We start from the raw sequence: 12,371 nt of genomic DNA, 5'->3' as shown, positions 1-12,371 counted from the left end.
TGCTATCGAACATGCCTGCTCGTGTGAGGGGAAAGACCATGCGAGCGCACGGTAAAACTGGACCCGCCTGCAGGGATCGAACCTGCGACATCAACGTTCGTATCGTTGCGCTCTTCCGACTGAGCTAAAGCGAGATAAAAGTGGCATCCCAGACAGGACTTGAACCTGTAGCCTTCGGTTTTGGAGACCGTTACTCTGTCAATTGAGTTACTGAGATATATGAATTTGCGCTATGCAAGCAAGAAAATATTTTGGGGTGACCACTCGGAATCGAACCGAGATAAGCGGAATCACAATCCACGACTTTGACCGTTAAGTTATGGCCACACCAAAATACTCTCGAAATATTTTTAGAACTCATTTCATAAATAGGGGTGAATGCGAACAAGGCGATTTAGGATGCAGTGCAAGGCGTGACGCGCAGCTAAGGCGTCCGCCTTTGCAAGCGGCGCAACGCAGCAATGCGCCCAAATCGTCAGTTCCCGAAGGGTTTGCCTCATAGCGTTGGCTGGACTGTGTTGGACTCGTTGTCAATAGCACCACTATTGACGGCCTCGCCCGCCTTGCCAGCCCACGCTATGAGGCCAACGCATCTCATCCCTATTTATGAAATGAGTTCTAGAGACCTGCTTAAGGTTTACTTGAAGATTGGCTCCCCAACCTGGACTCGAACCAGGGGCATGCGCAGTAACAGTGCGCCGCTCTACTAACTGAGCTACCGGGGAATTGTTGACAAAACATCGATTAAAACGACTGCGCTTTAATCGAGATTCTGGCGTGGTCGGGATAGAGAGAATTGAACTCTCGCCGTTCGGTTAAAAGCCGAATGCTCTACCTTTGAGCTACATCCCGTTATGTTTTATCTGGCATCTTGCGATGTCTGGTCTTTCGTTTCATGGTGTTCTCCAATGGAAATCAGGTTAAAAAATTGGTGGAAGTGGCCGGGATCGAACCGACGACAATCTGCGTGCAAAGCAGGTGCTCTCCCAACTGAGCTACACCCCCGTATCTGTTACTGGAACGCATCTCATCCCTATTGATAAAATGCATGTTGATGAATGGTCGGAGTACGAGGATTTGAACCTCGGACCTTCTGCTCCCAAAGCAGTTGCGCTACCAGGCTGCGCCATACTCCGAATACTTTAATCTGTGATGCTTTCTGTGCTATCCGTGGTATCGATCCACGCTCTCCAGTTTTCCGGATCGGCGTTTTCACTTTTAGCTTGAGGCACAAAAACTGGTGGATGGTGATGGAATTGAACCACCTATGACTTGCATGCTCGCGGTTTACAGCTGCACCCAGCCGCACCCCTTACCGGTCGGGCAACCATCCCTGGTGACTGAATTACCTCAGTCAAGAACTGGTGTCTCAGGGCGGAAATGAACCGCCATTTGCTGATCGAAAATCAGTTGTCCTTACCTTTAGACGACGAAGAACCTGTTTGCGATCTGTAGCGAGCGTGCGTCAGCGGGTTGAAGAGCAGCGCAAAAAGCGGAATGTACTTTAGTACATGAGCATTTTGAGCAGCACATGAGCCCCGATCACGCAGGCGCAGTAAGATCGTAAATAGGTTCTAAGACATCATGAAAAAGACCTTGGACATCACCTGCAAAGTCGTTTTCATGATGGAGCGGGCGAAGGGAATTGAACCCTTGTCATCAGCTTGGAAGGCTTCAGCTCTGCCATTGAGCTACACCCGCATCTGGCATTCTTTGATATTGCTCAGGCATGTGAGGATGCCTGAGCAATATCATTGAATGACTCTTCCCAAATTGTTAAAGAAATTCCATGATCCGGTGTTGTCCGGTCACGACCGCCAAAGCGGGTTTCAATGCTGTGGCCTGTGATTGACAGGCCGGAAAAATCAAAAAGCCCGGAGCTTTTTAAAGGCATCCGGGCTTTTCAGCGCTAGGGTGGGAGAGCAGTTTCAGCTTGCTCCTGTCACCTTCAGGGTTTCCCCTCGTATGCGTGTTCGTGTTACTTGCGTTGTGTAGGCCAACCATGTGCCATGATCATTAATGGGGCTGACATCATTGAACATTTCGCAATCAAAATATTGAGGCGTTGGATAAGACGCAATCGCCCGTTTGGCGGGATGACTCGCGGCTGCTTTGCAAGCCGATACCAGCCCCTGCGCATTACTGCGCAAGTTTTGTATCAGTTGTTTGAGCAAAGTAGTTTTCACGGTCATTCCTAAAAAGTGGTTGTTGCTGATTCGATGTATGTATCTTGACACAGCTTTTATAAAAAATCTAGCATGGCATGAAGAATTTAAGCATTTTATTGATGTATTTATGCAACGTGCGCAATATTTCGCCATTTATTGTTATGATGCGCGCCTTCGAAGTGAGGTTCGGACATGCATACAACACCATTAAATCCATCTGAAAATCCTGCCGTTCAACAGCGTACGCGTGTAGTTTTGCGCCTGCGTGAATTAATGGCAGAACATAAAATTCGTTCAGTCTCGGCACTGCACCGCATACTGATCAGCAGAAAAGTCACCGTTTCGCATTCCCAGTTATTGCGCATCGTCGATAACAAGGCCGATCACTGGAAAGTGGAATTTCTCGCTGCCTTCATCGAAGTGTTCAATTGCAGTGAAAGTGAATTGTTCAAAATCGAAAGATATACAGAAGCCGATGTGACAATGCCGCCAAGTTGAGACTGCAATGTTCAGGCGGTTCAATTTACCGAGGCAGATTTGCTGCTGGCGTTTAGTTGCCTGCACATGAAATGCGTTCTGGCTCATGGGGCTGAGCATCAAGTGATGTTTTTGGATAATATCCGTATGCCGGAAAATAAAACCGGTAATTCTCAACCACGGAAAAATCATCGTCGAAGACATCAGAGCAAGGAAATACCATCGCCATGAACAGCATTCTCGTTTCACTATTCAAATACAAAGCCTGGGCAAATACAGAACTTCTCACCGCGCTGGAACAGTTTGACGCCCAGCGATACCCGGATAAATTCCTGAGCATGCTGCATACCCTGGATCATGCCAATGTGGTCGATAGAATTTTCCAGCACCACCTGATGGGTACGACAGGGCCCGCTTTCATGGCAACCCATTCTGACCCTGTGCCTGGCCTGTCACAGTTGCGCGAAACAGTCAGTTCTACCGATACCTGGTATCTTCAATTTATATCAGGCATCAGCGCAGAGCGCTTGCAGCATCGCGTGTATTTCAATTTCATTGATGGCGACAAAGGCACTATGTCATGCGAAGAAATGCTGATGCATGTCATTACCCATGCCGGTTATCACCGCGGCAGCATCGGCCAGATGATAGAAGATACGGGGATTGGTTCACCGCCGGATTCGCTGACAAAATATCTGCACAGGCATGAACCTGAGCGGCGGCTCGGCAACTAGCCAGCGATGCAGCGCATAAGCAGTTGCCGCGCTGGTATGTCTGGCTGATATTTCGCCAAGCCCTTCAACCCCATACATCACACCAGCCTGCTTCTTTCACCAGTTTGCCCGGGAAAATCGCGCAGGCTCCCCAACCCTTGCCCTTGTCTTCATAGAGCTGGCAGCTACCGCATTTTTGCGTGTCCTTGAATTCAGGAAATCGCTTCACATCCACCTTTGCCGCATCTTCCACATAGGCATGCTCTTTCGCCGCCGGGTCGCTTTCTTTCAGAGCCGGATCAGCCGCATGGCAGACAGGCGTGCACATGACGAGGCAGGTACCGGCCATCCGGGTCATGAATAGACGGCGTTGATTATTGGTGTTCATTTGCAATTCCTTGATCAGAAAAGTGTTGCTGGAAGCCAGGATGAGCTGATACTGCAAAAGCTATTTGAAGGCAGGCCATTTTACGCCTGACATAGTGTTTTTGCGCATGCCCGCTTTATCCTGAAAAAACCGCGTTTGTCGCTCAAGCCTTGCGCTAGTCGCACGCTGCTTGCAACTAACTTGTGTCCAGGCAAAATGGACTTGTCTTGACGAATACACAGGTAAGTTGATGAAATAGAATTTCAAAAAGTGGATGCCAAAAATCATCATGGTGATGGTGGCGCTTACTTTAATTACGATTTCTGTAATGAGAAAAATGCCAGAAAAATTATCTTCAGAGTGGCAGATTGCCGGTGGTTCGCTACTGCTGGCAGGCCACAATTTCTTTCATCTTTGCAGCACGTCAATTTGCTTTTGCAAAGATTGATCGACGACAAAATCTGGATAAACCGCACGGAATTTTTGCCACTCTTCAAGTGCTTCCCTGTTGCGTTTGGTTTTCAGGAGTTGTTCGATTTTTTTCAGCCAGTCTGGCGCATTCAAATGCGTTTCGGGCGCCAATGCAGCTGATAGTGAGGTCGATGTGGAAGAGTGAGGGGCTGAGACCATCGGTGGTGTCGCCGCAACAGGGGGTGCCGCCAGAGGCGCACGTGGTGGTGCCTGGACCGGCACCGGTACTGCGGCGACCATGTCTGCTTTTTTTTCTGTCTTATCTGCCGAAACGGTGTCGTCTTTCAAATGGGTTGCGGCGTCTACCACAGATGCCCTGCGGGAGGCTGTCATCACAGGTTTCTCTGCGATGGCTTCTGGCAACCTGGATTCTTTTTCGCTGGCTTTGGCCAGCATGCCTGTGGCTTCTGTTCTGGCAGGAGTTGCGTTCTGTGCAGGCGTGCGTATTTTTGCACTGTCGGCATACTGGCTTGCTGCTGCCAACTTTTCTTCGCTACTTGCCGCATTCGTGATCGCCTGGGCGGGCGCGGCGGAAGACATATCCTGTCTGCGTATGGCCGAGCCTGTCACCGTTACAGCCCTGGCCTCTGGTGCAGCGGCCACCATGACTGGCGGTACTGGGGCTGGCAGGGGTTCGGGGGCAGCTTGCTGATCAGCTTGTTTCACGTCACCACGTTGTTTGGCCATCATCGCCGGCCTGGCATCATTGCCAGTCTTGCTTTCTTTGGCTTTGCTGACTTGTGCCACAGGCGGTGCCGTGCTGCTCATGGCCGCTGCCGGAGGAGAAACTTCAGCGACCTTTGCCTGTCTTGCCATATCTGCCTGGGCAAGTTGCGGCAGTGCTGCACTGTCTTTTTCCTGCGTACCGGGTGTATGAGGTGAACCGGGTGCCGCAGCAGTGACAGGATCTGTACTATCGGTTTGCTGGCTTTGTTGCAAGACTACAGGTATCGCAAACAAGATACTGGCAGCCAGGCCCAGTGGCAATTTCCAGCGCCACAGGAAAGACGGTGGTTTGCCATGGCCGTCAGGGCCAATAGTGTCATTGGCAGCTCTGGGTGAAATTACGGGTGTTGAAGCCGCAAGCGCACGCTCCGCATGATGGATGATAGCTGCATCCAGCTTCGCCGACGGCTGTGCCTGCGGCAGATCTTGCAGCAGGCCCGCGAGTTCACCCTTGCCTTGCAGGAAATCCTCAAATTCGGCGTCGTGCATGTCGTCATTCCTGGATGTCATGCTGGCTCCCCTTGTTTCTGGGTATGCAATTCAGCCCGCAATTTTTGCATGGCATAACGCAATCTGCTTTTTACTGTCTCGGTCGATACGGCAGTGATGGCCGCTATTTCTTCCAGGCTCAAGCCATTAAATTGCTGCAAGACCAGCGCTTCTTTCTGTTCGCCGGGCAGGGTCCTGATGGCCTCATGCAAGCGCTCGGTTTGTTGTTTCTTTTCCAGCCGTGTTTCTGGTGACCTGGTCAGTGGCGTGGATTCTTGTGTGCTTTCCAGCGTGTGCTCATAGTGATCTGGGTCGCTGTCGAGCAGGCTTTCTCTCTGGCGCAATATATCGATGAGGCGGTTACGCGCGATCTGGTACAGATACGTCTTGAAGCCGGCAAGTGGAGTGTATTGCGACCTGGCTGCATGCAGAGCAGCCCAGCTGTCCTGCACGATTTCATCGACCCATTCTTGACGGGGTGAACGCCAGTCGATAAATCGATACAAACCCAGGCGATGACGCTGATACAACTCCTTGAAGGCGCTCAGGTCGCCATCGCAATAGAGCAGCATCAAGGCCTCGTCTGTCTGGGGTTCGGTCATCATGGCCGCTAGTTTAGCGGAAAATCCCGTCTCACCAGCATAATTTCCATGGTCTATCAGGGTAAAACTGTTGCGCAACAAAGCAGCTTTCAGCGTTTTTCTGGCAATAATCAACTTGCCAGAAAAACGCCCGGGCCGGGCTTTGCCTTGTACTAAGGCGCGATGCGTATTGCCAGCGGAGTTGTCCACGTCTTGTCGGTATCGTTATAGTACAGATAGGCAGAAGAGGCAGGCCCGGTATAGCTGCCTGGCACCGTTGCCACCAGGTCCACCGCCAGTTTTTTCACTTCGCCCGGTTTCATGTCACGGAAATACAGTATCACTTCACGTGCACGGGTTTCATAGAAATCGATCTGTCCTTTCTCCCGCATTTCTTTCAACTGCCAGTTCTGGAAAGTCAGGCCGCCAGGCAAGCCCAGACGGACCAGGCTCATGGGCTGGCCAGTTTGGGTCTTGTTGCTGATGACCGCATCGAGCCTGACGGTTTCACCCATCTTCATATCCGTTTTTGCCAGCCTGGTATCAAGCTTGATGGCAGCGGTATTGGATGAGGCCGGTTCATTGCTGCGGTATTCAATGACCATGGAATAGGGCAGGGCAGATCCGTTACCAGTCTTGAGCGTGATGCTGTGCTTGCCAGGTGTCAGCAGGTTTTCAAACCCATTGAACAACAGGGGCAGACCTCTGCCAGCTTCATAGCTTTGTTCGCTGACTACGACACCGTCAACAATCAGGCTGACTTTGCCAGCCGTGGGCGCAACCCTGGTTGCTTCATCAAAGGCGATCATTGCCTTCAGCGCCAGCACAGTGGCCTGTGTAGCGCCCCATTGACCGTAGCCACTGCGGTTTGCCTGCAACCAGGTGATGCCCTTGCGTGCCTGTTCCAGGTGGCCATCTGCTTTCAACATGGCCAGTATTGCCAGCGATGTGGTTTCTATATGCAGATTGCTGCCACCACTGCGCGTGATGGAATGATCAGCATTGGTCCATGAACCGTTGGCATTTTGCATGTCTGCCAGTTTATCCGCCGCGAAACGACGGGTCTTTTCCGATACCGCTGTTTTTGCAGATGGTGCCAGCATGGTGCCAGTGGCCAGTGCCAGTTGATAGGCATCTTGTGTGGTTTCGGCCAGTTTGACAGACTTTGCAATTTCCTTGTCCAGCCCGGTTTCTCCGGCATTGACCAGGGCCCAGGTGATATAGGCGTCGGTCACTTCTGGCGCAGCCCGGCCAAAAGTATCGAGTGCCTTGGTATCACGCTGATAACCGCCATTGCCATCACGTCTGGTTTTCAGCCAGGCCGCAGTACGTGTCAGCATGGCAGTATCGACAGAACCGTAGATACTTTTCATATCGGCAAATTCCAGCAAGCCATAGGCAGTCAGTGCTTCATGGCCGGGGTCGCCACCAAACCATTCATAGCCTTTTTTCGGTGATTCAAAGCCAGCCAGCTTCTTGTAGCCGCTGTCCAGCAATTTACTGGTGCGTTCCAGCAAGACGCTGTCGGCAACATCATGCTGCTTCAGGTATTGCATGATCATCACGTTCGGGTAATTGGTCGATGAGGTTTGCTCGAAACAGCCAGACGGTTCGCGCAACATGCCTTCCAGGCCAGATACCATGGTCGACAGCGATGAGGTATACACCCTGATCGAAGCCTGCGCGCTGCCCTTATTGGCTTTGCTGAGGTCGAGATCATGCGTGACCTGTCCCTTGATTTGCCCTGACTTCTCCAGCAATTGCGGAAAGCCCTGGGCGACCACCGGTATGCTGCGCAAGACTTCATCCTTCAAACCCGATGCAGTCGCCGACAATTGCACTTGCGACAAACCCTGCGTGCCTGTGACTTCAAGAGGGATGAACATGCTCTTGCGCTGGCCCGCGGCGATAGCGCCCACTTTGTCATTGCTGTCAGTGGTTTTCAAGAGCTTGCCAAAATTGCTGTTGAGTGTGACATTGACAGTCTGATCGCTTTCATTGCTCAGGGTGACGGGGATCAGTGGCTTGTCACCGGCAGAAATTTCCAGTGGCAGCTTGGCTGATAAAGAAAATGGCAATGATGATTTGATGATGTTCTGACTATGTCCGGCCTGCCCGCCGCCAACACCCTCTGCCGTGACGCGGAAGGAAGTGACCGCATCTGACAAAGCCAGCTTCAATGTGGCTTTGCCCTGTTTGTCAGTTTTTACCGAAGGTGCCCAGAGTACCGTATCGCGATAATCATCGCGTGGCCCGGCATAATCAGGCGTATAGGCTGGAACAGGGAACACCCGCACGGTTGCCCATGTTGGCTCCATCTCCGCTGGCGGGGCCATCATTTTCGCATTTGCACGGGCGAAGTCTTTATCTACAGCGATAGACGCTTGGGGCAGATAGGCAGCTTCTCCCTGCTCAGGCGGGACATGCCTGATCCTGCGTCCGGCAATTTCTTCCTTCATTTTTTCCATGACGGGTTTTTGAGGTGCTGGTGGTGCCTCAGCAGCAGCCAGTTTTCTCAACTCTGGTGCTGCTGGACGAGCTGCCGGCGCAGGCACGGGCATAGCCATTGGTACCGCCAAGGGGATTGCTTTCATTGGAGGCACAGGCGCTACCGCATTGGCGTCTTGTCGCCTGATATTGCTGCCAACAACCGTCACAGGCTGAATCGGGCGGGTTACCTGTACCCAGTCAAAACGCCTGTAGCCACGCGTACCCATCAGCATGTCCAGGGCAAGGGCGCTTTTGTCTTCACCCAGGTCGGTATAAAAATTAGGCTCTTCTATCTTGCCGGGCAACTCACTTTCCAGTAACAGGCGTGACAGCATGTTGGCGCTTTTGTCATCGGCAAAGGACAATACGGTGTCATCGACAACAGATAGGGCCAGTTCGGCCGGTACGGCATTGCCACCCGCATCCCTGGTCGTGATCTTCAGGGCGACTTCACCGCGTGGCACATAGGCTTTCTTGTCTTGTTCGACACTGATCTCAAGCCGGTTACGGCGATTGCGGAAAACCAGGCGTTCAGCCAGCGGGTTCAGGTTCTGGTCAAACAGCGTCACGCGCGCGATACCAGCGGTGCCTGTAGTGGCAGGGTCTTTGGCATGCAGGTAGACGACTGCCGGTTTGCCGGGGCCAGCCTCGACACTGCCAGCGTCAAATAATTTGTCACGTACGGTGGCCGCGACCACCACCTTTTGTGCGGTGCTGCATTGCACTGCTACCCGCAAGGCTTTTTCCTGCCCATCCAGATCATCGTAGCTGCGCATGACACAGCCGTTTTCTTCAGCAAGAGGCAACGCATAATGCTCAGTCACGCTACTGGGTTTGCTGATTTCTGCATGGTAACTGCGTCCCGTTGCGGGGGTGAATGCCAGGCGACCAAGGCCGTTCTTGTAGGTGTTGAACCTGGCGACCGTATTGCCCAGGTCATCGACCAGACTGCCTTCAGCATCTGCCGGTTTTCCCAAACGTGTTTTGGCTTCAAAATAAAGACGCGTCGGCAAGCCGGCGACCATTTTTCCCCCTTCCGGGAAGAAAGAAAGCGCCAGTTTGTTTTGCAGGATGGGGATGGATTTTGAAATTGATTCAGTCACGCCGCCATCTTCCACCAGTATCGTCAACAGACCATCACCGGTACTGATGTTTTTGGGTAAATCAAATTTCACCAGTGCTTCACCAGTCGCATCTGTAGTGATGTTGACGCGTGGCAGTTCCATCCCATCGACGGTGACCACGGCAACCAGGCGTTTGCCTGACAAGGTTTCACCGGTAGGCCGTTTGACGGCAATCGTGGCGCTGACCTGTTCACCTGCACCATAGGATTTTTTAACAAATTCTAGGGTTTTCTTCATGCGTGGTGCTTCAAATGCAGATACGATGATGGCGCGTTCCAGTACCTTGCCATCGCCAGTGGTGATGCGTATTTTGTATTCGCCACCCTGCGCTTCAGGGGGTAACTCAAAGTCATTGGCCGAGCTGCCCGCATCAACGCGCAAACGCTTCCTGATCACGCTGGATCCTTTGGGCGAGATCAGCTCTACCGTTGCCTGCTCTATTGCAGCACCGGTCAAATTACGGGCCTTCAGGTCCCAGCTCTTGAACCAGATGGTTTCGCCGGGTTTGTACAAAGGCTTGTCTACCTGTATGTACAAATTGCGGCCTTCATGTGTATCAAAATAACTGTTGATCAGGGCTGGCAATTCTTCTGCACGCACTTGTTTGATCCTGGCTGAGGCAGCGGGTGCTGGCTCAGCTACGACAGGGGCCAGCGCCGGTTTTTGCCCATCCTGCGCCGTCATGGCCTTGCTTTTCTTGCTGGCTGGCGTGGAAGTGCTGCCATCCATTTGCGGGCTTGCCATGACATCGCCAGTGGCTCCCATAGTTGCTGCAACTTCATTTAACTGACAGCCGCCCAGCATCATCAGCAGCAAAGGGCACAAGACAGGTGCTTTGAAGAAGTGGCCTGATTTTTTCATTATTGACAGTCTCCTGGTTTTTTAATTTGAACGGGGGCCTGGGGAAACCCCAAAGTAGTCATGCATGGCATGGTGTTTTCCTGATTTTTATTGGCTATGTAAGGTTTTAGTTCGGGTCTGGCACAAAACTGCCGGGGAAGGGATTGGCATCCTGATGACGGCCACGCGGGATAATGCCGCGCGCTACCAGATGGGCATAGGTGTCATACTGGATACTGATGATTTCTTCAGGCTGTTGGCTGGCACGGCGGAAATCGGTATTTCTCACGCTGCTGTCTATGCGCTCGCCATGGCCTGTGCCTATCCTGGCATCCATTGATTTTTCAGCCATGTCAGACTTGCTTTTTGCCAGATTACCCATTGCTTCAGCAGAAGGAGAGGCAGAGGTGACAGGTGCGGGAGAGGCTTGCGCAGCACGAGTATCACGGGCAACAGCTTCGTTCCGGCGTGAATACAATTGTTCCAGAGGCACAGGTTCGTTATATTCCCTGAACAGGGCAACGCCAATAACACCGACATTGTCTGGCCTGCCCGTACGTGCCGCATATGAATCAGGTAACTGGGTGAAATAGAAAGCGGCTACTTCATCCATGTTCTTGCGCCAGCCCTTTACTTCAACTGGCTGCCTCCCCGCCAGTACATAGCCTGATTGCAGCGGCGACGCCGTGGCACCTGTCAGCACATTGACGCCATCGACTGACAAGACCGATAAAATACGCCCGCCGGTCTTGTTGGTAATTTCTACCGCATAGCGCTCACCTGGCTTGCCAGCCACATAATTATTGCCCTGATGACGCCATATCGGCAGCCGTTCACCCGTGCTTTGATTGATGATGCTGACACCAGCAAGCTGGCCGGCATGTGCCATTGCACTCATCGTGCCCATTGCGCCCATTACCAGGGCAGCCAGTACAGATTTCCATTTGTTCATTTTCTTCTCCATAAAAACGAGGGTGATACTCATTAAACGGAGCAGTCAGACAAACGGGGTTAAACTTTTTTTAAATTTTTTCTGAACAAGAATTACAGGCTTTCTGAAACCTGAGCATCACGCTTTCATTATTTAGGGATAATATGCAGCTAGAACGGCAAAACAGTAGTGAATAGCGACGAACGGCCAAAAACGGTCACAAATAGTCGCAAACAGTCGCCGTAGCAACAATAACAGGATCAAAGATGGATACCGATAACACACCAGAACCCATCACGCGCAGGGCGCAAGATGATGCTTTCCTTGATGAAGCTGAAGTACGCGTGCTGGGTGCACTGGCTGAAAAAGAAGCCGCAACGCCAGACAATTACCCCATGTCACTGAACGCCCTGGTCAATGCCTGCAATCAACTGACCAGCCGTGACCCTGTCATGACATTGACAGAAGCCGATGTGCTAGAAGCCATAGAGAGGCTTTCTGGCAAAAAACTGGCAAATGCCATCCATCAGGCCGGTGCGCGTGTTGCCAAATACGAGCACCGCATGCGCATCAAATGGATGCTGGACCAGCCCAAGGTAGCCGTGCTGAGCATTTTGATGCTGCGCGGCTTCCAGACCGCAGGTGAAATCCGTAGCCGCGCTGGTCGTCTGCATGAGTTTGCCACCGTGGCTGAAGTCGAAAAATGCCTGGATTACCTCATCGACAAATACCCGCCGCTGGTGGCACGTCTGTCACGTACCCCCGGCACCAAAGAGCCGCGCTATGCCCACCTGCTTTCCTGCGATGAAGCCAGTCTCGATCAGGCAGAAGCTGGCCAGCCCAGTACCGCATCCGGCACGTCAAGAGGTGACAGGGTAGGCCAACTGGAAACGGAAGTTGCACAACTGAAGCAGCAGGTAGCAGATTTAAGCGCACAGTTTGCCGAATTCAAAAAGCAGTTTGAGTGATCGGGTTGGTGATGCAACCCGATATG

11 protein-coding genes and 9 tRNA genes are annotated in these 12,371 nt (G+C 52.2%); 3 read left to right on the top strand and 17 right to left on the bottom strand.

Annotation, left to right across the window (positions count from 1 at the left end):
- Positions 1-58 precede the first annotated feature (58 nt).
- The 11 genes from ACO0LH_RS06240 to ACO0LH_RS06190 form a co-directional block, all read right to left on the bottom strand.
- A tRNA-Arg gene (locus ACO0LH_RS06240) sits at positions 59-134 on the bottom strand.
- 7 nt (positions 135-141) lie between these two features.
- Positions 142-217 (bottom strand) — tRNA-Trp (locus ACO0LH_RS06235).
- 35 nt (positions 218-252) lie between these two features.
- Positions 253-327: transfer RNA gene (locus ACO0LH_RS06230), tRNA-His, on the bottom strand.
- Between the two features lie 322 nt (positions 328-649).
- Positions 650-725, bottom strand: a tRNA-Asn gene (locus tag ACO0LH_RS06225).
- Between the two features lie 53 nt (positions 726-778).
- Positions 779-852: transfer RNA gene (locus ACO0LH_RS06220), tRNA-Lys, on the bottom strand.
- 77 nt (positions 853-929) lie between these two features.
- A tRNA-Ala gene (locus tag ACO0LH_RS06215) sits at positions 930-1,005 on the bottom strand.
- A gap of 54 nt (positions 1,006-1,059) precedes the next feature.
- Positions 1,060-1,136 (bottom strand) — tRNA-Pro (locus ACO0LH_RS06210).
- A 102-nt stretch (positions 1,137-1,238) separates the two neighbouring features.
- Positions 1,239-1,333: transfer RNA gene (locus tag ACO0LH_RS06205), tRNA-OTHER, on the bottom strand.
- A gap of 294 nt (positions 1,334-1,627) precedes the next feature.
- A tRNA-Gly gene (locus ACO0LH_RS06200) sits at positions 1,628-1,701 on the bottom strand.
- 22 nt (positions 1,702-1,723) lie between these two features.
- Positions 1,724-1,894, bottom strand: coding sequence for a hypothetical protein (locus tag ACO0LH_RS06195; RefSeq protein ID WP_422940164.1), 171 nt, complete (start codon positions 1,892-1,894; stop codon positions 1,724-1,726).
- 34 nt (positions 1,895-1,928) lie between these two features.
- Entirely contained in the window at positions 1,929-2,186 is a 258-nt protein-coding gene (locus ACO0LH_RS06190) for a hypothetical protein (protein ID WP_422940163.1), read from the bottom strand.
- A 174-nt stretch (positions 2,187-2,360) separates the two neighbouring features.
- On the opposite strand from ACO0LH_RS06190, the gene ACO0LH_RS06185 reads away from it, so the two are divergent.
- Together ACO0LH_RS06185 and ACO0LH_RS06180 are read left to right on the top strand one after the other, a co-directional pair.
- Positions 2,361-2,666 (top strand): helix-turn-helix domain-containing protein, encoded by a 306-nt coding sequence (locus ACO0LH_RS06185; protein ID WP_422940162.1) that lies wholly within the window; start codon positions 2,361-2,363, stop codon positions 2,664-2,666.
- Between the two features lie 206 nt (positions 2,667-2,872).
- Positions 2,873-3,379 (top strand): DinB family protein, encoded by a 507-nt coding sequence (locus ACO0LH_RS06180; RefSeq protein ID WP_422940161.1) that lies wholly within the window; start codon positions 2,873-2,875, stop codon positions 3,377-3,379.
- Positions 3,380-3,443: 64 nt separating this feature from the next.
- Here the strand turns inward: ACO0LH_RS06180 and ACO0LH_RS06175 are convergent, their stop codons facing one another.
- The 6 genes from ACO0LH_RS06175 to ACO0LH_RS06150 form a co-directional block, all read right to left on the bottom strand.
- The gene (locus ACO0LH_RS06175) at positions 3,444-3,746 is read right to left on the bottom strand and encodes a high-potential iron-sulfur protein (RefSeq protein WP_422940160.1); all 303 of its coding nucleotides are present in this window, start codon (positions 3,744-3,746) and stop codon (positions 3,444-3,446) included.
- Positions 3,747-3,806: 60 nt separating this feature from the next.
- Positions 3,807-4,127: a hypothetical protein gene (locus tag ACO0LH_RS06170; protein WP_422940159.1), complete on the bottom strand. Its 321-nt coding sequence runs from the start codon at positions 4,125-4,127 to the stop codon at positions 3,807-3,809.
- Positions 4,128-4,133: 6 nt separating this feature from the next.
- Positions 4,134-5,432: a hypothetical protein gene (locus tag ACO0LH_RS06165; protein WP_422940158.1), complete on the bottom strand. Its 1,299-nt coding sequence runs from the start codon at positions 5,430-5,432 to the stop codon at positions 4,134-4,136.
- Positions 5,429-6,202, bottom strand: a complete 774-nt coding sequence (locus ACO0LH_RS06160) for a sigma-70 family RNA polymerase sigma factor (RefSeq protein ID WP_422940157.1) — start codon at positions 6,200-6,202, stop codon at positions 5,429-5,431. Before ACO0LH_RS06160 ends, ACO0LH_RS06165 begins: the two co-directional genes overlap by 4 nt.
- The gene (locus ACO0LH_RS06155; protein ID WP_422940156.1) at positions 6,166-10,467 is read right to left on the bottom strand and encodes an MG2 domain-containing protein; all 4,302 of its coding nucleotides are present in this window, start codon (positions 10,465-10,467) and stop codon (positions 6,166-6,168) included. Before ACO0LH_RS06155 ends, ACO0LH_RS06160 begins: the two co-directional genes overlap by 37 nt.
- A gap of 106 nt (positions 10,468-10,573) precedes the next feature.
- On the bottom strand, positions 10,574-11,398 hold the full coding sequence (locus tag ACO0LH_RS06150; protein ID WP_422940155.1) for a hypothetical protein: 825 nt from the start codon (positions 11,396-11,398) through the stop codon (positions 10,574-10,576).
- Between the two features lie 245 nt (positions 11,399-11,643).
- Between ACO0LH_RS06150 and ACO0LH_RS06145 the strand changes: the two genes are divergently transcribed.
- On the top strand, positions 11,644-12,345 hold the full coding sequence (locus ACO0LH_RS06145; RefSeq protein WP_422940154.1) for a YceH family protein: 702 nt from the start codon (positions 11,644-11,646) through the stop codon (positions 12,343-12,345).
- Positions 12,346-12,371 lie beyond the last annotated feature (26 nt).

It is taken from the genome of Undibacterium sp. TJN19, assembly GCF_049339485.1.
Classification (GTDB): Bacteria; Pseudomonadota; Gammaproteobacteria; order Burkholderiales; family Burkholderiaceae_D; genus Undibacterium.
Note: the sequence above shows the minus strand (reverse complement) of the source record. Positions and strands in the feature narration are given on the sequence as shown.

Bases quoted from the DNA above. Each gene is read 5' to 3' on its own strand.
- ACO0LH_RS06150 (WP_422940155.1), bottom strand. From the start codon at position 11,398: ATGAACAAATGGAAATCTGTACTGGCTGCCCTGGTAATGGGCGCAATG.
- ACO0LH_RS06185 (WP_422940162.1), top strand. From the start codon at position 2,361: ATGCATACAACACCATTAAATCCATCTGAAAATCCTGCCGTTCAACAG.
- ACO0LH_RS06155 (WP_422940156.1), bottom strand. From the start codon at position 10,467: ATGAAAAAATCAGGCCACTTCTTCAAAGCACCTGTCTTGTGCCCTTTG.
- ACO0LH_RS06165 (WP_422940158.1), bottom strand. From the start codon at position 5,432: ATGACATCCAGGAATGACGACATGCACGACGCCGAATTTGAGGATTTC.
- ACO0LH_RS06180 (WP_422940161.1), top strand. From the start codon at position 2,873: ATGAACAGCATTCTCGTTTCACTATTCAAATACAAAGCCTGGGCAAAT.
- ACO0LH_RS06195 (WP_422940164.1), bottom strand. From the start codon at position 1,894: ATGCCTTTAAAAAGCTCCGGGCTTTTTGATTTTTCCGGCCTGTCAATC.
- ACO0LH_RS06175 (WP_422940160.1), bottom strand. From the start codon at position 3,746: ATGAACACCAATAATCAACGCCGTCTATTCATGACCCGGATGGCCGGT.
- ACO0LH_RS06145 (WP_422940154.1), top strand. From the start codon at position 11,644: ATGGATACCGATAACACACCAGAACCCATCACGCGCAGGGCGCAAGAT.